The following is a 22,991-nucleotide window of genomic DNA, read 5'->3' on the forward strand; positions in this document are numbered from 1 at the left end:
ATGATAGCCACGGGTTTTTACACCAGCATCAAGGTAATTACTTAGCAGTAACGTGTAGGGGTTTAAAGGTTTATGGGCCTGCAGCGCTTGTCTGTATTGGTTTATTTGCTACTTATTAAGTAGCATATCGATTTTGGATGCTGCCACTCTCCTGCTCACCGTCCGGCAGGATGGCGCGCCTTTCCATCGGCTGGACGGTGTGGCGCGGCAGATGTATCAGTGGCGGCAGGTGTGCCTTTCGGGCCGGTTGCGCCGGGTGGCTCATCGGTAGCTGCGCGCATCCTCGATCACGCAGCCATCGTTGGGCAGGGTGCCGGGCGCCACCATCTCGACCTCGCCACGCAGCTTGGTCTGGTCGCGCATCGCCTCGGCCAGTTGCACCGCCAGCCCGGCGGCGGTTTCGGTGGTCTCCACGCGCAGCAGCATCTGGTCGCTGGCCATCTCGCCGCTGACCACCAGGCGCGCTCGCAGCACCTGCGGAAAGCGCCGCACGATGTCGGCCACCTGGCCGGGGTGTACGAACATGCCGCGCACCTTGGTGGTCTGGTCGGCCCGGCCCATCCAGCCCTTGATGCGGGTGTGGGTGCGGCCGGTGGGGCAGTCGCCGGGCAGCACGGCCGAGAGGTCGCCCGTGCCGAAGCGCACCAGCGGGTAGTCGGGGTTGAGCGTGGTCACCACCAGTTCGCCCACTTCGCCGTCGGGCACGGGGTCGCCGGTGCCGGGCCGCACGATCTCCACGATCACGCCTTCGTCCAGCACCAGGCCTTCGCGGGCCGTGGTTTCGTAGGCGATCAGGCCCAGGTCGGCCGTGGCGTAGCACTGGTAGCCGGCCACGCCGCGCTCGGCCAGCCAGTCGCGCAGCGAGGGCGGAAACGCTTCGCCCGAGACGAGCGCCTTGGTCACGCTGGGCAGCGGCGTGCCCAGTTCGGCCGCCTTGTCCAGCACGATCTTGAGAAAGCTCGGCGTGCCGATATAGCCCGCGGGCTTGAGTTCCGCCATGGCCTGTACCTGCTGCTCGGTCTGGCCCGTGCCGCCCGGAAACACGGTGCAGCCCAGCGCATGGGCGCCGGATTCCATCATCGAGCCCGCCGGCACGAAGTGGTAGCTGAAGCTGTTGTGGATCAGCTCCCCCGGCCGAAACCCCGCGGCGTGGATGGCGCGCGCCATGCGCCAGTAGTCGCGCCGCGTGCCCTCGGGCTCGTACAGCGTGCCGGGGCTGGCGAACACGCGCGGCATGGCCGCGCCGAACGACAGCGCGCTGAATCCGCCGAACACATTGGTGGCGCGGCCGGCCTGCTGGCGCGCGAGCAATTCATGCTTGCGCGTGACCGGCAGCGTGGCCAGCGCCTGGCGGGAATCGATGCGGGCGGCATCGATGCCCTGCAGGATGCCCGTGAATGCCGGCGAGGCGCGCTGTGCATGCGCCACCTGCGCGGGCAGCGCCGCCATCAGCGCGCTCTCGCGGGCGTCGGCCGGGCGGGTTTCGAGGTCGTCGTAGAAAACACTCATGCCAATACCTCCGGGGTGCACGTTCTGGGCGTGCTGTTGATGTGAGAAGACCGGTCGTGTTCGAGGCGTGCCGGGCCAACGCAGTGGTGGAGCGTGGGGGCCATGTTCAGCCCGCCGCCGGGCCGCCCCAAGGCGGGCTGGGCCCCCTCGGGGGGCAGCGACCACACGCAGTGGCGGAGCGTGGGGGCCATATCCATCATGCGAGCCAGCGCTTGCGGCGCTTGTAGCTCTTGACGTCCTTGAAGCTCTTGCGCTCGCCGCCGCCAACGCCGAGGTAGAACTCCTTCACGTCCTCGTTGTTGGCCAGGTCGCTCGCGGCGCCGTCCATCACCACGCGGCCGCTTTCCATGATGTAGCCGTAGTCCGAGTATTTGAGGGCCATTTTGGTGTTCTGCTCGGCCAGCAAAAAGGTGACCTTCTCCTTCGCGTTGAGGTCCTTCACGATGTTGAAGACCTCCTCCACGATCTGCGGCGCCAGGCCCATCGAAGGTTCGTCCAGCAGCACCATGCTGGGGTTGGCCATCAGCGCGCGGCCGATGGCGCACATCTGCTGCTCGCCGCCCGAGGTGTAGGCGGCCTGCGAGGTTCGCCGGGTCTTCAGGCGCGGAAAGTAGGCGTACACCTTCTCCAGATTGGCCGCGATCTCGGCGCGGCTGGTGCGGGTGTACGAGCCCGTCATCAGGTTCTCCTCGATGGTCAGGTGGGCGAAGCAGTGGCGCCCCTCCATCACCTGCACCACGCCGCGCTGCACCAGGTCGGCAGGCGAGAGGTTCTCGATGCGCTCGCCGCGCAGCTCGATGCTGCCCTTGGTGACCGCGCCGCGCTCGCCCTGCAGCAGGTTGGAGATGGCGCGCAGCGTGGTGGTCTTGCCCGCGCCGTTGCCGCCCAGGATGGCGACGATGCCGCCCTCGGGCACCTGCAGCGAAACGCCCTTGAGCACGAGGATCACATGGTTGTAGATGACCTCGATGCCGTTGACGTTCAGGACGATGTTTTTAGGTTCCATGGTGTTGCCTTCGCTGTGCCAATCGGCAGGGTTGCGGGTGCAGCCCTCTCGGATGGCGGCTGTAAAACAGCCGTTGATACTGGCGCCGTGACATCGCCAGGGACACCGTGGAACGGGCTTCGCCCGGCCACTGGTGTCGTCCCCCTTCCCGCGGCGCGCAGCGCCAAGAGAGAAGGGGGAAGGCGCGCAGCGCCTCAGGGGGATGTCCTCAAGACTGGCAGTCCGCAGCCTCGCGCCGCGTCATCTTCTTGTCGGCCAGGTACTTGTCGGAGCCCGCCTTGATCATGGGCTTCAGGATCTGCTCGTCCGCCTGGTACCAGTCGGAGGAGAAATCCCACTTCTTGCCGTCCCAGGTGTGCATGCGCGACCAGGTCGATCCCATGTGGTCCGAGCAGCTCGTGGACAGCGGACGCATGATCCCGCTGAAGCCCATGGCGTCGAGCTTTTTCTGGTCCAGCGCCAGGTTTTCCATGCCCCAGCGCACCTGCTCGCCGGTCATGACCTTGCCCTTGCCGAAGCGCTCCTGCGCGCGGCGCACGGCCTCCACGGCCAGCATCTGGATGATCACGCCGCGCGTGTACAGCACCGAGCCCACTTCTTCCTTCGGCCCCGTGCCCTGGCCCTTGTCGTGCACGTTCTTCAGGATGTCCTGGATCACCTTCGACTGCGTGCCGTAGCCGTTCAGCGCCAGCGCGTGGTAGCCCTTGGCGCCTTCGCCCACGTCGCGCACGTCGGGCTCGGCACCCGCCCACCACACGCCATAGAGCTTGTCGCGCGGGAAGCCCGTGGCCTGTGCCTCTTTCAACGCGGTGGAGTTCATCACGCCCCAGCCCCACAGCAGCACGTAGTCCGGCCGGCTCTGGCGCACCTGCAGCCAGGTGGCCTTCTGCTCCACGCCGGGAGCGGTCACCGGCAGCATCTGCAGCTCGAAACCGTGCATCTTGGCGCGCTCCTGCAGCACGGGGATGGGCTCCTTGCCGAACGGGCTGTCGTGGTACACCAGCGCGATCTTCTTGCCCTTGAGCTTGTCCAGCCCGCCGGCCTGCTTGCCGATGTGCTGGATCAGGATGTCGGCGCCCGTCCAGTAGCTGCCCATGAAGGGGAAGTTCCACTTGAAGGCCATGCCGTCCTGCGCGACCGACAGGCCGTAACCCAGCGTCATCAGCGGAATCTTGTCCACGGGGGCTTTTTCGGTCAGCGCGAAGGTGATGCCGGTGGCCTGCGGATCGAACAGCGCCACGCCCGGACGGCCCTTCAGGCGCTCGTAGCACTCCACGCCGCGGTCGGTGGCGTAGCCGGTCTCGCACTCCTCGAAGGTGAGCTTGACGCCGTTCACGCCGCCGTCGCGGGCGTTGATCATCTTGATGTAGTCCTGCTTGCCGTTGGCCCACGGCACGCCATTGGGCGCATACGGGCCCGTGCGGTACGACAGCAGCGGAAAGAACTGCTCCTTGGCCTGCGCGAAGGCGCTGGTCGCCACGGACGCACTGCCTGCCGCCACGAGGGCAGCGATCACGAGTTTCGAAAGCTTCATTTGTCTCTCCTTGGAAATTGAATGGATTGAAGCGCGGGGGGAAACCGGAAAAAGGGCGGGGCGAAGCGGTGCGCGCGCCCTAGTGGGGGAAGGGCCACAGCCGCAGCTTCTGCTTGGCGGTGGACCACAGCTTGGCCAGCCCGTGCGGCTCGACGATCAGGAACCACACGATGAGCGCGCCGAAGATCATCAGCTCGGCGTGCGACACGCCGGCCGTGGAGATGCCGATGCCGAACATTCCCATCAGCGCGGGCAGGAACTGGTTGAGCACGATGGGCAGCACCACGATGAAGGCCGCGCCGAAGAAGCCGCCCATGATCGAGCCCAGCCCGCCGATGATCACCATGAACAGCAGCCGGAACGACACCTCGACCGAGAACGCGGCCGGCTCCCATGCACCCAGGTGCACGAAGGCCCAAAGCGCCCCGGCCATGCCGACGATGAAGGAGCTGACGGCGAACGCGCTGAGCTTGGCGTACATGGGGCGGATGCCGATCACGGCGGCGGCCACGTCCATGTCGCGGATGGCCATCTATTCGCGGCCGATGGCCCCACGCACCAGGTTCTTGGCCAGGAGCGCGACCACCACCAGCAGGCCCAGGCAGAACAGGTATTTGGATTGCGCGCTTTCGATCGGCATACCGAACACCTGCAGCCCGTTGACCGATACCGAGCCCGAGTCGGAATTGTTGGTGAACCACTTGATGCGCAGGAACATCCAGTCGCTGAAGAACTGCGCGGCCAGCGTGGCCACGGCCAGGTACAGCCCCTTCACCCGCAGGCTGGGCAGCCCGAAGAGGATGCCGAAGAACGTGGCGCACAGCCCGCCCAGCACGATGGCCGGAATCAGCGGCAGGCCCGGCACGCGCACGAAGAAGTTGTAGGCCCCGTAGGCCCCCACCGCCATGAAGGCCCCCGAGCCCAGCGAGATCTGCCCGCAGTAGCCCACCAGAATGTTCACGCCCAGCGCGGCCATGGACATGATGACCAGCGGAATCAGGATGGCGCGAAAGAAATAGTCGCTCGCCAGCATCGGCACGGCGATGAACGCCACGGCCAGCAGCAAGGCGATGGCGATGCGGTCCTGCGCGATCGGGAATATCTGCTGGTCGGCGCGGTAGGTGGTCTTGAACTGGCCGTTTTCGCGGTAGAGCATGGTGGTCTCCTGTGCTTGTAGTTGTTGTCAGAGCCGTTCAGACGCGATCAATGATCTTCTCGCCAAACAACCCCTGCGGACGGAACAGCAGGAACACCAGCGCCAGCACATACGCGAACCAGATTTCGATGCCCCCGCCCACGAACGGGCCCAGGTACACCTCGGAGAGCTTCTCGCCCACGCCGATGATCAGCCCGCCGAGGATGGCGCCAGGCACCGAGGTGAGGCCGCCCAGGATCACCACCGGCAGCGCGCGCAGCGCCACCGTGGTGAGCGAGAACTGCACGCCCAGCTTGCTGCCCCAGATCATTCCGGCCACCAGGGCCACCACGCCGGCCACGCACCACACGATCACCCAGATGCGGTTGAGCGGAATGCCGATGGACTGCGCCGCCTGGTGGTCGTCGGCCACGGCGCGCAGCGCGCGGCCGGTGGAGGTCTTTTGAAAGAAGATGCTCAGGAGGATCACCAGGCCCGCTGCGATGGCGGCGGCGATCACGTCTTCCTTGTTGATCAGCACGCCGCCTTCGAACAGCGATTCGAACGCGAAGATCGGCTCCTTGGGCATGCCAATGTCGATCTTGTAGATGTCGCTGCCGAATATCGTCTGGCCCAGGCCTTCGAGAAAATAGGTGATGCCCAGCGTGGCCATCAGCAGCGTGGCGCCTTCCTGGTTGACCAGGTGGCGCAGCACGAGGCGCTCGATGCACCAGGCCACCACGAACATGAGCGCGCCCGCCAGGATGAAGGCCGCCACGCCGGCGAACAGCGCGCTCTCGATGCCCGTCCACTTCGGAATCCATTCGGACAGCCGCGCCATCGCGAGCGCCGCGAACAGCACCATCGCGCCCTGCGCGAAGTTGAAGACGCCCGATGCCTTGTAGATCAGCACGAAGCCCAGTGCCACCAGCGAATACAGCATGCCGGCCATGAGGCCGCCGATGAGGGTTTCCAGAAAGAATGCCATGGGTGGGGCCTCAGTGCGATGTGCCGAGATAGGCGCTGATCACGTCGTCGTTGTTGCGCACTTCGTCGGGCGTGCCGTCGCCGATCTTCTTGCCGTAGTCGAGCACGACCACGCGGTCGGAGATGTCCATCACCACGCCCATGTCGTGCTCGATCAGCACGATGGTGGTGCCGAACTCGTCATTCACATCGAGGATGAAGCGGCACATGTCCTGCTTTTCCTCCACGTTCATGCCGGCCATGGGCTCGTCCAGCAGCAGCACCTGGGGCTCCATGGCCAGGGCGCGGCCCAGGTCCACGCGCTTTTGCAGGCCGTAGGGCAGCTGGCCCACGGGGGTCTTGCGGTAGGCCTGGATCTCCAGGAAGTCGATGATGCGTTCGACGAACGCGCGGTGGCGCATCTCCTCGCGCTCGGCCGGGCCGATGCGCAGCGCCTGCAGGAAGAGGTTGCTTTTGATCTTCAGGTTGCGGCCCGACATGATGTTGTCGATCACGCTCATGCCCTTGAACAGCGCCAGGTTCTGGAAGGTGCGCGCCACGCCCATCTCGGCCACCTGGCGCGAGTTCATGTGCGAGAACGTCTTGCCGCGGAAGGTGATGGAGCCGTCCTGCGGTGCATACACGCCGTTGATGCAGTTGAGCATGGAGCTCTTGCCCGCGCCGTTGGGGCCGATGATGGAGCGGATCTCGTGCTCGCGCACGTTGAACGAGATGTCGGTGAGCGCCTTCACGCCGCCGAACCGCAGGCTGATGTTCTGGACGTCCAGGATGACGTCGCCGATTTTCTTGGTGGTCATGGTGTCTTGCGGCGTTGCGGTCAGGCGGCCTGCTTCGTCGGGGCGAACGTCTTGGCGTCGGCCAGCTTCAGGGTGGCGCTCACGCTGCCCGTGCGGCCGTCCTCGAACTTGACCTGCGTCTCGATGAACTGTTCGGTGCGGCCGGCGTACAGCGCCTCCACCAGCGTGCCGTACTTGTCGGCGATGAAGCCGCGCCGGACCTTGTTGGTACGCGTGAGTTCGCCGTCGTCGGCATCCAGCTCCTTGTGCAGCACGAGAAAGCGGCTGACCTGGCTGCCCGCCAGCAGCGCATCGCTCGCCAGATCGGCGTTGACCTTTTCCACGCAGTCGCGGATCAGCTCGTACACCTCGGGCTTTTGCGCCAGATCGGTGTAGCCCGCATACGGCAGGTTGCGCCGCTCGGCCCAGTTGCCCACCGCGTCGAAGTCGATGTTGACCATGGCGCACACCTTCTCGCGCCGGTCGCCCAGGGCCACGGCCTCCTTGATGTACGGAAAGAACTTGAGCTTGTTCTCCACGTACTTGGGCGCGAACATGGCGCCGTCGTTGGCGCCGCCCTGGATGCGGCCCACGTCCTTCACGCGGTCGATGATCTTGAGATGGCCATGCGCGTCGAGAAAGCCCGCATCGCTCGTGCGATACCAGCCGTCCGCCGTCAGCACCTCGGCCGTGGCGGCGGGGTTCTTGTAGTACTCCTTGAGCAGGCCGGCCGACTTGACGAGGATCTCGCCGTTGTCGGCCACCTGGATCTGCACGCCGCGGATCGGCACGCCCACGGTGTCGGCGCGGGCCTGGTGGTCGGGCTGCAGGCACACGAACACGGCGGTCTCGGTGGAGCCGTACAGCTGCTTCAGGTTGATGCCGATCGAGCGGTAGAAGGTGAACAGGTCCGGCCCGATGGCCTCGCCCGCCGTATAGGCCACCCGCACGCGTGAAAAGCCCAGGTTGTTGCGCAGCGGGCCATACACCAGCAGATCGCCGAGCGCGTACTTGATGCGGTCGAGCAGCCCCACCGGCTGCCCGTCCATGCGCGCCGGGCCCACGCGGCGGGCCACGGCCATGCAGGCGTGGAACATCTTGCGCTTGAGCGTGCCTGCGTCTTCCATGCGGATCATCACGCTGGTCAGCAGGCCTTCGAAGATGCGCGGCGGCGCGAAGTAGTAGGTCGGCCCCACCTCCTTGAGGTCGATCGACACGGTGCTGGCCGACTCGGGGCAGTTCACCACGTAGCCGCAGGCCAGCCACTGCGAATAGCTGAAGATGTTCTGCCCGATCCATGCGGGCGGCAGGTAGGCCAGCACTTCCTCGGAATGGGTGAGGTGGTCGAACTCGGCGCCGGCCTGCGCGCGGTCGAGCAAGGTGGCGTGCGTGTGCACCACGCCCTTGGGGTTGCCCGTGGTGCCCGAGGTGAAGAACATGGCCGCCACGTCGCCCGGCTGCACTTTGGCGACCTGGGCACGGAACCAGCCGGCGTTCTGCGCCACGAAGGCCGCGCCGGCCTCGGCCAGTGCGTCGAGCGATGCCAGGCCCGGCTCGCCGTAGTTGCGCAGGCCGCGCGGATCGTCGAAGTACAGGTGCGACAGGGCAGGGCACTGCGTGCGGATCTCCAGCAGCTTGTCCACCTGCTCCTGGTCCTCCACCACGCAAAAGCGCACTTCGGCGTTGTTGAGCGGGTAAATGCATTCGGCCGCCACCGCATCCTGGTACAGCGGCACGGGAATGGCACCCAGCGATTGCGCCGCGAGCATGGTGGCGTAGAGCCGTGGGCGGTTGGCGCCCACCACCACCAGGTGCTCACCGGCCTGCAGGCCGGCCTGGTGAAGCCCGGCGCACAGCGCTTCCACCATCGCGGCCAGGCCCGCCCACGTGTGGGTCTGCCAGATGCCGTATTCCTTGTCGCGCAGCGCCGCAGCGGTGGGCCGTTCGGCGGCGTGCTGCAGCAGCAGTTGGGGGAAGGTGGTCGTCATGCCTGTTCCTACCGGTGGTGTCCGCCGAGGCTGCTGGCGGGGCGCGCAGCCATGCAATGGAGATGCAACGGATGGTAGGAACCGCTTTGACGCCATCTTGTCTTGCCGACGACAGTTTGCGGGAAACTCCTGACGGGTGTAACCCTGCCCGTGCAGCCGCTGATGGCATACGGATCAGACCGTGTCCCGCCGGGGCACCACCCAGAAATATCTCGATTTATCTACATTTGTATAAACTATCTTTTCGAAGATAAAAAAGGATATTTGCGATGATCGCCTTCCAACGTACCGCCTTGGCCGAGGCGCTGGTGTCCGCGCTGCAGGGCAAGGCGTTGCTGGGCGATGCCCACAACGGACTCTTTCTCGCCGCCCCACGGCGCACCGGCAAATCCACCTTTCTTCAAGGGGACCTGCGTCCCGCCCTGGAGGCTGCGGGTGTGGTGGTGGTCTATGTGGACCTTTGGGCCGATGCGCGGCGCGATCCGGGCGGGTTGATCGCGGAATCCATCGCCCGCGCACTGGAGCCGCGGCTGGGCCTGGTTGCACGGTCCGCCAGAAAGGCCGGCCTGGACAAGGTGAAGGTCGGCGGGCTGGAGGTGGACACCAGCAAGATCGGCAAGGTGGATGGCCTGACCTTGACCGAAGCCTTGCGTCTTCTGCATGAAAAGGCGGGCCAGCCCGTGGCGCTGATCGTCGATGAAGCGCAGCACGCTTTGACCAGCGAGGCGGGCGAGGCCGCGATGACCGCCCTGAAATCGGCCCGCGACCAGCTCAACCGGCCTGGGGCAGTGAACCTGATGCTCGTCATGTCGGGCTCGGACCGCGACAAGCTGCTGCGTCTGGTGAATACGGCTGCGGCGCCTTTCTACGGCTCTCAGATCCAGCGCATGCCGCCCCTGGGGCCCGACTTCATCGCCCATGTGGCTGCCTTGATCGAAGCCCAGCGGCCCGAACTGAAGCCGGTCGATCAGGCTTCGCTGCAGCAGGCCTTCGAGGTTTTCGGCGACCGCCCCCAGTTCTTCATGGCCGCGTTGGGGCAGGTGCTGAGCCCCCTGGCGGCGCTGACAGGGCGCTTCGAGCCCGCGCTGCTGCAGGCGGCCCGGCAGCAGCAGGCGCAGGACGAAGCGCAGATGGAGTCCGACTACCTTGGCCTCAAGCCGACCGAACAGGCCGTGCTGTGGCGCATGCTGGAGCAGGGCCCGCGATTTCGCCCCTACGACGCCGAGGCCCTGCGCTTTTACCGGGACAACAACGCTGGCCACCCGGTGACCGTGCCGCAGGCCCAGAAAGCGCTGGAGGCGCTGCGCCAGCGCATGCCCGCGCTGGTGTGGAAGTCGGCACGCGGCGAATACGCGCTCGAAGACGCGGCCATGCACCGCTGGTTCGAAGCCCGGGACGCCGCGGGCCGCTGGCCGCCCGCGGCACTGCCGGGTCTGCCGCCGTTGCAAGACGATTGAACCGCGCTCCGGCCGCAGGGCTGCCGCCACGGCAGGGCGGTATCCTTGCCGCCATGTACGCCCCGTTTTTCGGCCTGGAGCACGCGCCGTTTTCCATTGCCCCCGACCCCCGCTATCTGTTCATGAGCGACCGCCACCGCGAGGCGTTGGCGCATCTGCTGTATGGCCTCGACGCCGGGGGCGGCTTCGTGCTGCTGACCGGCGAGATCGGCACCGGCAAGACCACGGTGTGCCGCTGCTTTCTGGAGCAGATTCCGGCGCACTGCAATGTGGCCTACATCTTCAATCCGCGGCTCACGGTGGGCGAGCTGCTGCGTTCCATCTGCGACGAATTCGGCGTGGCGCACACGCCGGCCGTGCCGGGCTCCGAGACGGTCAAGGATTGCATCGACCCGCTGAACGCCTTTCTGCTGCAGGCCCATGCGGCGGGGCGCAACAACGTGCTCATCATCGACGAGGCGCAGAACCTCTCCACCGACGTGCTGGAGCAATTGCGCCTGCTCACCAACCTGGAAACCAGCGAGCGCAAGCTCTTGCAGATCATCCTGATCGGCCAGCCCGAGCTGCGCGGCATGATCGCCGGCCCGTCGCTGGAGCAACTGGCCCAGCGCGTGATCGCCCGCTTTCACCTCGATGCCCTGAGCGCCGAGGAAACCCGCCAGTACATCGCCCACCGCATGGCCGTGGCCGGGCTGCAGGGCGCGCTGCCGTTCACCGCACGCGCGCTGCAGCGCGTGCATGCGTTGGCGCGGGGCATACCGCGGCGCATCAACCTGCTGTGCGACCGGGCCCTGCTGGGCGCCTATGCGGGCGGCGTGCGCGAGGTGAACGAGGCCATCGTGGACCAGGCCGCGCGCGAGGTGTTCGATGCCGCGCCGGTGGCCCGCGCGAAGCCGGGCATTGGCCGTGCGCCGCGCTGGGCCGTGGCAGGCGCGGGGGCGCTGGCCGGCGCAGCAGCCGTGGCCTGCGCGGGGTGGGCGCTGGGCTGGTGGCCGCCGGCCGGCGCCGGTGCGGGTATGGGCACGGGAATGGCTGCAGCGCCGGCATCGGCATCCACATCCGCTTCCGTGCCGGCCCAGAGGGCATCCGCGGCCATGGCCGCCGCTTCCATCACGGCTTCTGCCGCCGCTGCCGCGCCGGCTGCCGTCTCGGCGCTGCAGGGATTTCTGGCGGCGCAGACCGAAGGCGACGAGGCCGCATGGCGCTCGCTGGCCGCCGCCTGGGGCACCGCACCGCCTGCCGCCGATGCCGACGCCTGCGCGGCGCTGGCCCGCCAGGGCCTGCGCTGCTTTCGGCAGCGCCGCGCGGGCCTGAGCCTGCTGCGCCAGCTCGACCGTCCCGGCGTGATGACGCTTTTCACCGCCGACGATCGCCCCGTGCCGGTGGTGCTGTCGCGGCTGGAGGACGGCGTGGCCACGCTGGAGGGCAATGGCCGCACGCTGAAGGTGCCCGTGGCCGATCTGAGCCAGGCGTGGCACGGGGAGTTCGCCACGCTGTGGCGTGCTCCGCCCGGTTTGCTGGACGGCAGCGATCTGGCTGACCAGCCTGCCACGCTGGCATGGCTCGATGCCCAGCTGCCGCCCGTCGCCGAAGGCGCGGCTGCGGCGCGCACCGCCAACCAGCGGCCGGCGGCTGCCGCGCAGCGGCGTGCCCGCATTCAGCGCTTTCAGCTCGCCCAGGGCCTGAAGCCCGATGGGCGTGCCGGGCCGATGACCCTCATGCTGCTCAATCGCGCTGCGGGCGTGGACGAGCCGCGCCTGCGCGCCGGAGCTTGAATGAACCGCGTGCCAGATTTTTCCAGGCGCCCGCACCGCAGTGTGTCCGGTGCCTTCTGTCCCTGTCGCCGTGCCTGCGCAGGTTCCACGTCCATGCTGCCTTCCTATGTCCTACATCCTTGATGCCCTGCGGCGCGCCGAAGCCGAACGGGGCCGCGGCGCCGTACCCGGCCTGCACACGCCGGCCGTGCCCGCGCCGGGCGCCGCCTCGCCCGCCGAGCCGGCCCGCTTCGGCGCGCTGCCGTGGCTGCCCGTGCTGGCGGCCGGCGTGGCCGTGGCTGGCGCGGCGGCGGGGGCCGCCTGGTGGTTTGCGCACCGCACGGCAGCGCCTGCCGAATCGGTGCGCCTGGCGGCGGCCCCTGCCAGCGCTCCTGCCGTGGGGCCCGCTGCAGTGACGTTGCCTGCCCCGGTCCCCGCGCCAGCGCCGGCCCCTGCGCCCGTTCCGGCTCCCGCTCCCAAGGTGGCCGAGCCGACCCGAAGCGCGCCGGCGCCTTTGCCGGCACCATCGCCAGCGCCTGCCGTGCGGCCGGATCGCGTGGCCCCGGTGGCGGTGCCGCGTGCCGCATCCTCTGCTGATGCCCCTGCGACTGTGGCACCCGCTGCGCAGGCGGCATCGCCTTCGGCAACGGCGGCTGAAAAATCGGCCGAGCGGGCTGCCGCCACGCCGCAGTCACGCGCCTCGGCCGCTGCCGCCGCGACCGCGCGCCTGCTGCCCCCGGCGACGGTCAACGCCCCCAGCCCTGCCGAAGCCACCGCCCCGCCCGTGGTGGCGCAGCGGGACCTGCCGCCCAGCGTGCGCGAGCAGTTGCCGGCCATGCAGTTCAGTGGCGCCACGTATTCGGCCAACCCGGCCTATCGCATGGCCATCGTCAACGGACAGGTGCTGCACGAGGGCGACCAGGCCGCGCCGGGCGTGGTGCTGGAGAAGATCGAGCCGTCCCGCACGGTGTGGGCGTTCCGGGGCTACCGCTACGCCGTGCCGTCGCAGTGAGGGCGGCCAGGGGCCGTCGGAGGCAGCGGCTGGAGGGTGGTTTGGCCTGAAACGGCCAGCGCCGCCGTATCCAATGGTTCTGATGCTATGTTTTTAATAGCAATTTGGCGATTGACCCGGTCCAGGCCGCGATAGGGCGTTGACTGGCCCGCTGCGGCCCTCGGAAGCCGCTCAGCGGATGAACCGCCCGTCCCGTCCCACCAGGGTCAGCTCGACGAAGCGCGAGGCGCTGCGTTCGGGGCCGGTGGCGTTCACCTCGAAGCCGCCCAGGTCCCAGTTCCTGAGGCTCCAGGTCGCGTCCACGAAGGCCGCGCGCGACGGGCTGCGGCCGGCGCGCTGCAAGGCCTGGGCGAACACGCGGGCGTTGATGTAGCCCTCCAGCGCCAGGTGCGAGGGCTCGGCCGTGGCGCCCACGGCTTTCCATGCGGCCTGGAACTCCCGCACGATCGGCACCACCACGTTGGTGGGCAGCGGCACGACTTGCGAGATCGTGATGCCGACCCCGTCCGGCCCCAGCGCCTTGACCGTGGCCGAGGTGCCCATGACGGAGGTGGCGTACAGCGTGACGCCGCGCCGCAGCGGCCGGAAGGCCTTCACGAACTCCAGGGCCGGCTTGCCCGCCAGGCCGATCAGCACGGCTTCGGGATTGCCATCGGCCAGCTTGCGCGCCGCGGCGCCCGCGTCAGACGTATCGCTTTCCACCGTGCCGGACAGCGGCTCGCCCAGCTTCAGGCGGGCCATGGCATCGCGGGCGGCGGTGAACACTTCCTTGCCGAAGGTGTTGTTCTGGTAGATCACGCCGATGCGGCGAATGCCCAGCGTCGAGAAGTGCTGGACCAGTTTTTCTGCCTCGTCGGCATAGGTGGCGCGCACGTTGAACACGCTGCGAGCGCCTTTCACCCGGCTGAGCATGGCGCCGGTGAAGGGCGCGAAGAACGGCATGCCGGACGGCAGCACCTTGGGCAGCATGGCTTCCACCATGGGTGTGCCCATGCAGTTGAAGAGCGCGAACTGCTCGCGGTCGGCCATGAACTTGTCCACGTTGGCGAGCGCGCGGGGAATGTCGTAGCCGTCGTCCAGCGTGGTCAGCTCGATGGTCTGGCCCTGCACGCCGCCCTGGGCATTGATGGACGCGAAAGCGGCCTTCGCCCCCAGGTGCATGGCCGAGCCGAGATCGCCCAGCGGGCCGGTGAGCGCGGTGGACTGCGCGATGCGCAGCACCGTGCCCTGCGCCCGGGCCGGGCGGGTGGCAGCCCACGGCAGGGCCAGGGCAGCGGCGCCCGCCAGCAGTCCGCGGCGGCGCAGCGAGGCCGGGGGAGCGGTGCGATCCGGTGAGCGGGAGAGGGCGCGTTCGCGCGCAGGGGGGGCCGCTGGGAATGTCTGGGGCATGGTGTCTCCGTGGCCTGGTGGTGCGGATCATGGATGGGCGCGGGCCGATTCTTTGTCGCCTTGGCAGCAATCCGCCTCGTGGTATTCCCGCAATTGCGCCGCTGCCGTCCTGCGCCATGCTCGGGCCATGAACGACGACCTTTCGCTGCACCAGCGCCGCCGCCTGCCGTCCCAGGTGGAGCTGGACGGCATTCCCTGGCTGCCGCTGCTGTCGCAGGCCGAGCGCGAGCGCGCCGTGGCCGCCCTGCTGGTGGGCGACGCGAAGGTGGGCGACTACGTGTGCCGCGTGGGCCGGCCGGTGACCTACTGGTTCGGCGTGGTCGAGGGGCTGCTCAAGATGAGCACCGACAACGCCCAGGGCCAGACGATGACGTTCACCGGCGTGCCCCCGGGCGGCTGGTTCGGCGAGGGCATGGCCGTCAAGCGCGAACCCTACCGCTACAACATCCAGGCGCTGCGCAAGAGCGTGGTGGCCGGCCTGCCGATCGACACCTTCCACTGGCTGCTGGACCACTCCATCGGCTTCAACCGGTTCGTGATGAACCAGCTCAACGAGCGGCTGGGCCAGTTCATCGCCGCGCGCGAGATCGACCGGCTGGGCAACCCCGATGTGCGGGTGGCGCGCAGCCTTGCGTCGCTCTTCAATCCGGTGCTCTACCCCGGGGTGGGCGAGGTGCTGCGCATCACGCAGCAGGAACTGGCCTACCTCGTGGGGCTGTCGCGCCAGCGCGTGAACGAGGCACTGGCCGAGCTGCAGGCCCAGGGGGCGATCTGCGTGGAGTACGGCGGGCTGCGGGTGCTGGACCTGGCCGCGCTGCGCGAGAGCGTGTTTATCGCCCAGGCCGAATCGCCCCCCAGGCGCTACCGGCCCGGGGCGGGAGCCCCCGGTGCGCAAGCCGTCATGCGCGGTTGACGGGCGCTGCCAGTTCCGGCGTGCGGGTGAGGCGGAAGGCGCCCACCATGTGCGTCAGGCGGCCGGCCTGGTCCTTCAGGCTGCCGGCCGCCGCACTGCTTTCTTCCACCAGTGCGGCGTTCTGCTGCGTCATGGTTTCCAGCGCGCCCACCGACTGGCTCACTTGGCCGATGCGGTCGCTCTGCTCGCGCGCGGCGGCCGTGATCTCGGCCATGATGCCCGACACCTGCTGCACCGACTGCACCAGTTCGCCGATGGTCGCACCCGCATGGCCCACCAGCGTGGTGCCTTCCTGCACCTGATTGGCGCTGGCCAGGATCAGTGCCTTGATCTCGCGTGCCGCGTCGGCCGACCGCCCGGCCAGCGCGCGCACTTCGCCGGCCACCACGGCGAAGCCGCGGCCCTGCTCGCCCGCGCGGGCCGCCTCCACCGCGGCATTGAGCGCGAGGATGTTGGTCTGGAAGGCGATGCCGTCGATCACGCTGATGATGTCGGCGATCTTGCGCGAGCTGGCGCTGATCACGTCCATCGTCTTCACCACCTGCGAGACGACTTCGCCGCCGCGTTCGGCGACCTGCGAGGCCGCGGCCGTCATCTGGTTGGCCTGGCGCGCGGCGTCGGCGCTCTGCTGCACCGTGTGGGTCAGGTCTTCCAGCGCCGAGGCGGCCTGCTGCAGGTTGCCCGAGGTCTGCTCGGTGCGCTGGCTCAGGTCGAGGTTGCCCGAGGCGACCTCCGAGCTGGCCAGCAGGATCGAATCCGCCGTGGTGCCGATGTTGCCGACCAGCGAGCGCAGTTGCTCCTGCATGGCGGCGATGGCGTCCAGCAGCCGGCCGGTCTCGTCCTGGATGCGCACTTCCACGCGCGAGGTGAGGTCGCCGTTGGCGATGCGCTCGGCCACCACCACGGCCCGCCCGATCGGCTGGGTGATGCTGGCGGTGGTGCGCCAGGCGATCAGCGCGCCCAGCACGATGGCCAGCGCCACCAGGCTGCCGCCGATGGCGCGGGCCCGGTTTTGCATGCGGCTCGTTTCGGCGGCGGCTTCGGTGTTGAGGGTGTTCTGCAGCTGCACCAGTTCGGCCAACTTTTCGCGCCAGGCGGATTCGATGGGTGCCACGCGCGTCATGAGCGAGAGGGTGGCGCTCACGGTGTCGCCATCGGCGATCGCCTTGAGCGCGGTGTCCAGCTCGGGCCGGTTCTTGCGGGCCAGCGCCTGGATCTCGGTCTGCAGCTGGCGTTCGGCCGCCGTGGCGCCGGCGTCCAGCAGCGTGGCCAGTTCGGACTCTTGCGCCGCGTAGCGCTGCAGGGCCTGGCCGACCCGGCGGGTCTGCTCGTCGGCGCTCTTGGGGTCGATCTCACCGAGCATGGCGGCCGAGCGGCCCTGGATGCCGATGGCGCTCACGTTCTCCAGCATGGCGTTGACCAGCCGCATCTTGCTGGCGCTGGCGCCGGTCATCTGCTGCATCTGGCGGTTCACCTCGCCCAGCGAGGCATGCGCCACGGCGGCGACGGCGATCAGCAGGGCCAGCATGCAGCCGAACCCCAGAAAGAGCCGGCGCGAGATGGAGAGGGTCTTGAAGAACGAAGGGGTCTGCATGGTGTTTTCCGTGGCCGATGGCCTCTGACGAACTGCACAGCAAAAGGAATGCCAATGGTCGGCAAGGGGGGGCCGCTCCCGCAGTGTCCGGCAATGCCACTGATGTTACATATTAACGGGCCATTATTGATGGTCTCTTTCTAAAGTCCGAAAAGGCATTCCTGCAGGAATCAATTGATTTAATGGTCGATTTCTTATTAAATGCATTGATATGATGCTATTTATTTGGTAGCGCCATGGGGCTTTTATTTTTGCGCATTCCAGTGCGCAGCGGTCCGATGCATCGTGGCGTTGTTACATTTTTGGAAGGATCCGCCACCATGAACCGACTCCGCTCGCCAATGCGCCTGGGCATGGCCGCCATGCTCTGCGCATGGGCGTTTCAGGCGGGCGCCGTGGAGGTGCAGGTGACCGTGCAGGACAGCGCCGGCAAGCCGCTGCCGGGCGCGGTGGTGTTTTTGGAATCGGCCGAGGCACGCAAGCTGGCACGGCCCCTGTCGGTGCAGGACATGGCGCAGCAAAAACGCCGTTTCGTGCCCGAGGTGCTGGTGGTCACGGTGGGCACCGAGGTGCAGTTTCCCAACCGCGACACGGTGCGCCACCATGTGTATTCGTTCTCGCCCGCCAAGAAGTTCGAATTGCAGCTGTATTCCGGCACCCCTGCCAATCCGGTCCTCTTCGACCGGCCCGGCGTCGTGGTGCTGGGCTGCAACATCCATGACCAGATGGTGGCCTGGATTCTGGTGCTGGAAACCCCGTTCTTCGCGCAGGGCGGTTCGCCCTTCGGCAGCGCCCGCATCGACAAGGTGCCTGCCGGTGCCTACACCCTGCGCGTGTGGCACGCGGGCCTGGCGGTCGGCGCGCTGGCCTATTCGCAGCCGCTCACGGTGGCCGAGGGCGCCGCGCCCGTGGTCGTGCGGCTGGCGGGAGTGACCCCTTGAACCTGCGCGCGCTGCGCCGCAGCCTCATCCTGCGCCTCGTCGGCATTTCGCTGCTGCTGCTGCTCATCGTGCAGGCGGCGGGGGTCGTGGTGGTGCAGACCTTCATCGTGCGCAATGCCCGCGCGCAGATCGAGCGCAGCCTGGATGTGGACGAGCGCGTCTGGCGCTGGCTGCTCGACCAGAACGCCGTGCGGCTCAAAGAGGCCTCGACCCTGCTGGCCTCCGATTACGGCTTTCGCTCCGCCGTGAACTCGGGCGATGCCGACACGATCCAGTCGGTGCTGGAGAACCACGGCGCACGCATCGGCGCGGCGATGACGGCGCTGCTGGACGCCCGCATGCACCTGCAGGCGACCAGCCCTTCGCGCTCGCCTGCCGACTACCAGAGCGCGATCGATCAGGCCGTGCCGGCGCTGGTGGCGCAGCCGCTGGGCAGCCAGATCGCCGTGGTGCAAGGCATGCCGTACCAGTTCGTGATGGTGCCCATGCGGGCGCCGCTGGTGGTGGGCTGGGTGCTCATGGGCTTTCCGGTCAACGAGACGCTGGTGTCCGAGATGCAGCAGTTGCTGTCGGTGGACGTGGCCATCCAGATCCGCGACCCTGCCGGGGCGGTGTCGGTGCCGGTGAGTTCGCTGCCCGACCGGGCGATGTCCGATCTGCGCGACTTTCGCATGGGGGGCGAGCGCGATGTCGGCGGCGAAACGCTGCTGGTGCGCGCCGTGCGGCTGGACAGCGGCGCCACCAGCGCCCGCGCGCTGCTGCTGCGCTCGCTCGACGACGTGGTCTCCCCCTACCGGCAGCTGCAGGTCTTGCTCGGCGTGATCACCGTGGTCGGCCTGGTGCTGTTCGCGATCGGCAGCGCCTTCATGGCGCGCCGCTTGACCATGCCGCTGCACTCGCTGGTCGATGCCACGCACCGCCTGTCGCAGGGCGACTATGCCGCACCCATCGAGCACACCACGCGCCACGACGAGATCGGCAACCTCGCCCGGTCTTTCGACCGCATGCGGCTTGACATCTCCGGCCAGCAGAACCAGATCCGGCGCCTGGCCGACATCGACCGGCTGACCGGCGTGCCCAACCGGGAGCGCTTTCGCCGCGCGCTGATGGAGGCCATGGGCCCGGAAGGCGGCGGGCGCCCCGTGGCCGTGATCGCGCTGGACCTGGACCGCTTCAAGCACGTGAACGGCGTGCTCGGCTACGCGCTGGGCGACCGCCTGCTGCAGGCGGTGGCCGAGCGCATCGGCATGCAGGCCCGCTCGTCGCAGGACATCGTCGCGCGCCTGGGCGGCAACCAGTTCGCCATGATGCTGTTGGGCGCCGATGCCGCGTCCGCGCGCGAGATGGCCCAGCGCATCATCCGCGCCTTCGAAACGCCGATGGCCTTCGGCGACCGCACGGTGGACCTCAGCGCGGGCATGGGAATCGCCTGCTGGCCCGGCCCGGCGCAGGACGCCGACACCCTGCTCAGCCACGCCGAGATCGCCATGTACGCGGCCAAGCAGCGGCTCAGCGGCGCGCTGCTGTACGAGCCGTCCATGGATTTGTCCAGCGCGGTGTCGCTCTCGCTGCTGACCGAGCTGCGCCGCGCGGTGGACCGCAACGAACTGCGCCTGTTCCTGCAGCCCAAGGTCACGCTCACCGGCCAGCCCGGCAACGCCGCCGAGGCCCTGGTGCGCTGGCAGCACCCCGAGCGCGGCATGGTGCCGCCGATGCAGTTCATTCCGTTCGCCGAGCAGACCGGCTTCGTGCGTCAGCTCACGCTGTGGATGTTCGAGCAGGCCGTGGTGTTCCTCGCGCAGCCGCAGGTGCAGGCGCTGTCGCTGCAGATCTCGATCAACCTTTCCACGCGCGACCTGCTCGATCCGGAGCTGAGCAACCGCTTCGGCGCGCTGCTGGAGCGCCATGGCGTGGGCGCCTCGGCCTTCTGCCTGGAGATCACCGAGAGCGCGATCATGGACGAGCCCCTGCGCGCCGAGGCCATGCTCAACCGGCTGTCGGAACAAGGCTTCAAGCTGTCCATCGACGACTTCGGCACGGGCTATTCGTCGCTGGCCTACCTCAAGCGGCTGCCGGTGGACGAGCTGAAGATCGACAAATCCTTCGTCATCGGCATGGCCGCCGACGACGGCGACGAGCAGATCGTGCGCTCCACCATCGATCTGGCCCACAACCTGGGGCTGAGCGTGGTGGCCGAGGGCGTGGAAACCGTTGCCATCCTGGAGCGCTTGCGGGCGCTGCATTGCGACGACGCACAGGGCTACTACATCAGCCGGCCGCTGCCCATGGACGACTTTCTCGCCTGGCATGCCTCGGCTGCCGAGAGAAAATAGCGCCCATGCCTGAATTGCCGCCCCGCCGACGCCTTTCCCTTCCCCCCGCCGCACCGCCTGCAGCAGCCCCGCCCGCCACACCACGCGCTGCGCCCGCCGGCCCACGCGCTGCGCCAGCGCAGCCGGGCTACCGCGGCAAGCCGGCCTCCGGCGCGCGGCCGGCCGCATCCCCATCCCAGTCCGCATACCAGCCCAGCTCCCCGCCGGGCTCGCGCTCCGCGCCCCGGGCACCCGAGTGGCCGCGCCCGCCGCTGCCCGCCGCTGGCCCGCAGCGCGCGTCTGCAGGGGCCATGCCGGCACCGGGCCGGCCCGCCGCCAGCCGTGCAGGTCCGGGTGCGGGCACAGGTGCTGTAACAGGTGCCCCACGCCGGTCGCCGGCAGGGCCGGGACCAGGGGCCGCAGGGGAGGGCGGCACCTCGCGCCTGAACAAGCGCATGGCCGAGCTGGGCCTGTGCTCGCGCCGCGAGGCCGACGACTGGATCGCGCAGGGCTGGGTGAAGGTCAACGGCGAAGTCGCGCCCATGGGTCTGCAGGTGCTGCCCACCGACCGCATCGAGGTCGAGCGCGTGGCACAGGGCTTTCAGGAGCAGAAGGTCACCATCCTGATGCACAAGCCCATGGGCTACGTGAGCGGCCAGGCCGAGGACGGCCACACGCCCGCCGTGGCCCTCATCAACCCGCGCACCCACTGGCGCGAGGACCCGAGCCGCATGCGCTTTTCGCCGCCGCAGCTGCGCGGCCTGGCGCCCTGCGGGCGGCTGGACATCGACTCGGTCGGCCTGCTCGTGCTCACGCAGGACGGCCGCGTGGCGCGCCACCTGATCGGCGAAGACTCCGAGGTGGACAAGGAATACCTGGTGCGCGTGCAGTACGGCGACGTGGCACTGAACGTGCAGGACGCCTTCCCCGCCGAGCAGCTGGCCCGCCTGTGCCACGGCCTGTCGCTGGACGGCCAGCCGCTCAAGCCCGCCCGCGTGGACTGGCAAAACCCCGAGCAGTTGCGCTTCGTGCTCAACGAGGGCAAGAAGCGCCAGATCCGCCGCATGTGCGAGCTGGTCGGCCTGAAGGTGGTGGGCTTGAAGCGCATCCGCATCGGGCGGGTGACGCTGGGCAACCTGCCCGTGGGGCAGTGGCGCTACCTGGGGGCGAACGAGAAGTTCTAGGGGCTGCGCCGGGGTTTGAGTGTTTTCGGCCTAGCGCCCTAGGTAATCATGCGGTGAGTGCTATTAAATAAATAGCATCTGGGAGAAAAGATCCGAGTTCTGTGTCGGGCGGTCAATTCAGCGCCGCTGGCGGCTTGTTGCCGGTGGTGGCCCCCACCACGCCCACGCCGGCCTGGCTGCGCACCGTCCGTGCCGTTTCGGCAAACGGTGCGGGCACCACGAGCGATGCGCGCAGGGCGCTGAAAGCGCTGATCGCCGCTTCATCCAGCGGCTGGTAGGCCGTGCCGCTCGCCATCTGGCCGTTGGGCACGCAATCGCGCCCGATGGCCCGCCGGCACCGGCCGCCGTCCGCATCGCCGGGCCCGGCGAACGGGGCATAGGCCTGCCCGGGGCCGGGTGCCCGCGCGTAGCTGTACACGGGCTGACTCACATGGTCGAAGTAGTTGCCCTCCATCAGCAGGCGGGCCGTGGCCGTCAGCGGCATGGCCGCGCCTTCGCCGCCGATGTTCTCGAAATAGTTGTTCACCAGGTGCGCGGCCACGGTGGCGTTTTTCATGCCGCCCGCATGGGGGCCGCGGCCCGACGTGTCGTGAACGTAGTTGCGGGCCACGGTGATCGTGTCCTGTGCGCCCAGGAACAGCCACAGCCAGTAGTGGCGGCCATCGCAGGTGGCCGAATGGCGCGTGCGGCCGTCGAATTCGTTGTGCGACAGCGTGACGTGCGTGGCGCTGCCGAAGCCCGTCACCACCATCTGGCGCCCGATGCGGGCGAACAGGTCGTGGTCCACCCACACGCCATCGGCGTCGTCGAGGGTCAGTGCATCGCCGCCCCAGATCACGTCCGGGTTGATGTCGGTGATGCGCAGGTTCTGCACGATCACGTTGCGGTTGCCATCGCCGATGCGCAGGCCGCGCCCCTGGATGCCTGCGTTGCCGCCCATGCCGACGATCGTCTTGTTGGAGCCCACCTGCAGCGGCGCCCGGCCCGCGTTGTCATAGGTCACCGGCGCTGCCGGGCGGCCGTCGCAGAAGTGGGCGACGTTCAGCGCCTGCTGGCCCCGGCTCGGCGCGTCGTCCTTGCAGGCGAAGGCGATGCAGCCCGCCTCGGTGGTGCTGGTCGCGCCGTTGGCCGGCAGGGAGCCCCTGAAGTCGAAGAGTTTGTCCAGCACCACCACGCGCGGAGTCTGGTCGGTGCACCGGTGGCCGGCAAAGCGATCGCACAGGGCGCGTTCCAAGGCCTGCAGCGACTCGGGCCGAACGGCCTGGGCCTGGCCGCCGCCGGTGACCTGCGCCGCAAATCCTTCCGGGCGGCCCACGACCTGGGCCCACAAGGGCGCGACGGGCCAGAGCAGCATGACCAGCACCGCGTGCAGCACCGGTCGGAGCAGAAGGGTTCGGAGTTTGCGCATGGGTCCAGTTCGGGGTGACCGGTGGTTGAGAGGGGTGGCCGGTTGGAACGCCGCGCGGCGCTGGAGTTCACTGCCCGGCGCCCGCCGGGGGG

17 protein-coding genes and 1 pseudogene are annotated in these 22,991 nt (G+C 68.4%); 7 read left to right on the forward strand and 11 right to left on the reverse strand.

Annotated features, from left to right (window positions below; genetic code table 11):
- Window positions 1-261: 261 nt before the first annotated feature.
- The 7 genes and pseudogenes from AVHM3334_RS09040 to AVHM3334_RS09070 all read right to left on the reverse strand — a co-directional run bounded on the left by AVHM3334_RS09040 (window position 262) and on the right by AVHM3334_RS09070 (window position 8,935).
- Window positions 262-1,509 (reverse strand): phenylacetate--CoA ligase family protein, encoded by a 1,248-nt coding sequence (locus AVHM3334_RS09040; RefSeq protein ID WP_284411553.1) that lies wholly within the window; start codon window positions 1,507-1,509, stop codon window positions 262-264.
- A 196-nt stretch (window positions 1,510-1,705) separates the two neighbouring features.
- A complete protein-coding gene (locus AVHM3334_RS09045; protein WP_284411555.1) occupies window positions 1,706-2,515 on the reverse strand; it encodes an ABC transporter ATP-binding protein in 810 nt (269 codons plus the stop codon).
- A 208-nt stretch (window positions 2,516-2,723) separates the two neighbouring features.
- Window positions 2,724-4,049, reverse strand: a complete 1,326-nt coding sequence (locus AVHM3334_RS09050; RefSeq protein ID WP_284411557.1) for an ABC transporter substrate-binding protein — start codon at window positions 4,047-4,049, stop codon at window positions 2,724-2,726.
- A gap of 79 nt (window positions 4,050-4,128) precedes the next feature.
- A pseudogene (locus tag AVHM3334_RS09055) lies at window positions 4,129-5,205 on the reverse strand (branched-chain amino acid ABC transporter permease).
- 37 nt (window positions 5,206-5,242) lie between these two features.
- Window positions 5,243-6,172 carry a branched-chain amino acid ABC transporter permease gene (locus tag AVHM3334_RS09060; RefSeq protein WP_284411559.1) on the reverse strand — a complete coding sequence of 310 codons (930 nt, stop codon included), beginning with the start codon at window positions 6,170-6,172 and terminating at the stop codon, window positions 5,243-5,245.
- A gap of 10 nt (window positions 6,173-6,182) precedes the next feature.
- Complete coding sequence (locus AVHM3334_RS09065) at window positions 6,183-6,968, reverse strand: ABC transporter ATP-binding protein (protein WP_092744920.1); 786 nt, start codon at window positions 6,966-6,968, stop codon at window positions 6,183-6,185.
- 20 nt (window positions 6,969-6,988) lie between these two features.
- Window positions 6,989-8,935, reverse strand: coding sequence for an AMP-dependent synthetase/ligase (locus AVHM3334_RS09070; RefSeq protein WP_284411562.1), 1,947 nt, complete (start codon window positions 8,933-8,935; stop codon window positions 6,989-6,991).
- A gap of 269 nt (window positions 8,936-9,204) precedes the next feature.
- On the opposite strand from AVHM3334_RS09070, the gene AVHM3334_RS09075 reads away from it, so the two are divergent.
- The 3 genes from AVHM3334_RS09075 to AVHM3334_RS09085 all read left to right on the forward strand — a co-directional run bounded on the left by AVHM3334_RS09075 (window position 9,205) and on the right by AVHM3334_RS09085 (window position 13,158).
- Window positions 9,205-10,392, forward strand: coding sequence for an ATP-binding protein (locus tag AVHM3334_RS09075; RefSeq protein WP_284411564.1), 1,188 nt, complete (start codon window positions 9,205-9,207; stop codon window positions 10,390-10,392).
- A gap of 53 nt (window positions 10,393-10,445) precedes the next feature.
- Window positions 10,446-12,167, forward strand: a complete 1,722-nt coding sequence (locus AVHM3334_RS09080) for an ExeA family protein (protein ID WP_284411566.1) — start codon at window positions 10,446-10,448, stop codon at window positions 12,165-12,167.
- A gap of 106 nt (window positions 12,168-12,273) precedes the next feature.
- The gene (locus AVHM3334_RS09085; protein WP_284411568.1) at window positions 12,274-13,158 is read left to right on the forward strand and encodes a general secretion pathway protein GspB; all 885 of its coding nucleotides are present in this window, start codon (window positions 12,274-12,276) and stop codon (window positions 13,156-13,158) included.
- A gap of 171 nt (window positions 13,159-13,329) precedes the next feature.
- On the opposite strand, the gene AVHM3334_RS09090 is transcribed toward AVHM3334_RS09085, so the two are convergent.
- The gene (locus tag AVHM3334_RS09090; RefSeq protein WP_284411570.1) at window positions 13,330-14,547 is read right to left on the reverse strand and encodes an ABC transporter substrate-binding protein; all 1,218 of its coding nucleotides are present in this window, start codon (window positions 14,545-14,547) and stop codon (window positions 13,330-13,332) included.
- 127 nt (window positions 14,548-14,674) lie between these two features.
- Between AVHM3334_RS09090 and AVHM3334_RS09095 the strand changes: the two genes are divergently transcribed.
- On the forward strand, window positions 14,675-15,460 hold the full coding sequence (locus AVHM3334_RS09095; RefSeq protein WP_284411572.1) for a Crp/Fnr family transcriptional regulator: 786 nt from the start codon (window positions 14,675-14,677) through the stop codon (window positions 15,458-15,460).
- On the opposite strand, the gene AVHM3334_RS09100 is transcribed toward AVHM3334_RS09095, so the two are convergent.
- Window positions 15,447-17,054 (reverse strand): methyl-accepting chemotaxis protein, encoded by a 1,608-nt coding sequence (locus AVHM3334_RS09100; RefSeq protein ID WP_284411574.1) that lies wholly within the window; start codon window positions 17,052-17,054, stop codon window positions 15,447-15,449. The genes AVHM3334_RS09095 and AVHM3334_RS09100 overlap by 14 nt on opposite strands.
- Window positions 17,055-17,395: 341 nt before the next feature.
- Here AVHM3334_RS09100 and AVHM3334_RS09105 point away from each other — a divergent pair, with 341 nt between their 5' ends.
- Together AVHM3334_RS09105 and AVHM3334_RS09110 are read left to right on the forward strand one after the other, a co-directional pair.
- Window positions 17,396-17,995, forward strand: a complete 600-nt coding sequence (locus tag AVHM3334_RS09105) for a methylamine utilization protein (RefSeq protein WP_502869885.1) — start codon at window positions 17,396-17,398, stop codon at window positions 17,993-17,995.
- Window positions 17,992-20,328, forward strand: a complete 2,337-nt coding sequence (locus AVHM3334_RS09110; RefSeq protein WP_284411576.1) for a putative bifunctional diguanylate cyclase/phosphodiesterase — start codon at window positions 17,992-17,994, stop codon at window positions 20,326-20,328. Before AVHM3334_RS09105 ends, AVHM3334_RS09110 begins: the two co-directional genes overlap by 4 nt.
- A 127-nt stretch (window positions 20,329-20,455) precedes the next feature.
- Here AVHM3334_RS09110 and AVHM3334_RS09115 read toward each other — a convergent pair whose 3' ends face one another.
- Window positions 20,456-20,620 (reverse strand): hypothetical protein, encoded by a 165-nt coding sequence (locus tag AVHM3334_RS09115; RefSeq protein WP_284411578.1) that lies wholly within the window; start codon window positions 20,618-20,620, stop codon window positions 20,456-20,458.
- 142 nt (window positions 20,621-20,762) lie between these two features.
- On the opposite strand from AVHM3334_RS09115, the gene AVHM3334_RS09120 reads away from it, so the two are divergent.
- A complete protein-coding gene (locus tag AVHM3334_RS09120) occupies window positions 20,763-21,491 on the forward strand; it encodes a pseudouridine synthase (protein WP_502869883.1) in 729 nt (242 codons plus the stop codon).
- 112 nt (window positions 21,492-21,603) lie between these two features.
- Here AVHM3334_RS09120 and AVHM3334_RS09125 read toward each other — a convergent pair whose 3' ends face one another.
- A complete protein-coding gene (locus tag AVHM3334_RS09125) occupies window positions 21,604-22,899 on the reverse strand; it encodes a polysaccharide lyase family 1 protein (RefSeq protein WP_284411582.1) in 1,296 nt (431 codons plus the stop codon).
- Between the last annotated feature and the right edge of the window lie 92 nt (window positions 22,900-22,991).

This window comes from Acidovorax sp. SUPP3334 (genome assembly GCF_030159055.1).
Classification (GTDB): Bacteria; Pseudomonadota; Gammaproteobacteria; order Burkholderiales; family Burkholderiaceae_C; genus Paracidovorax.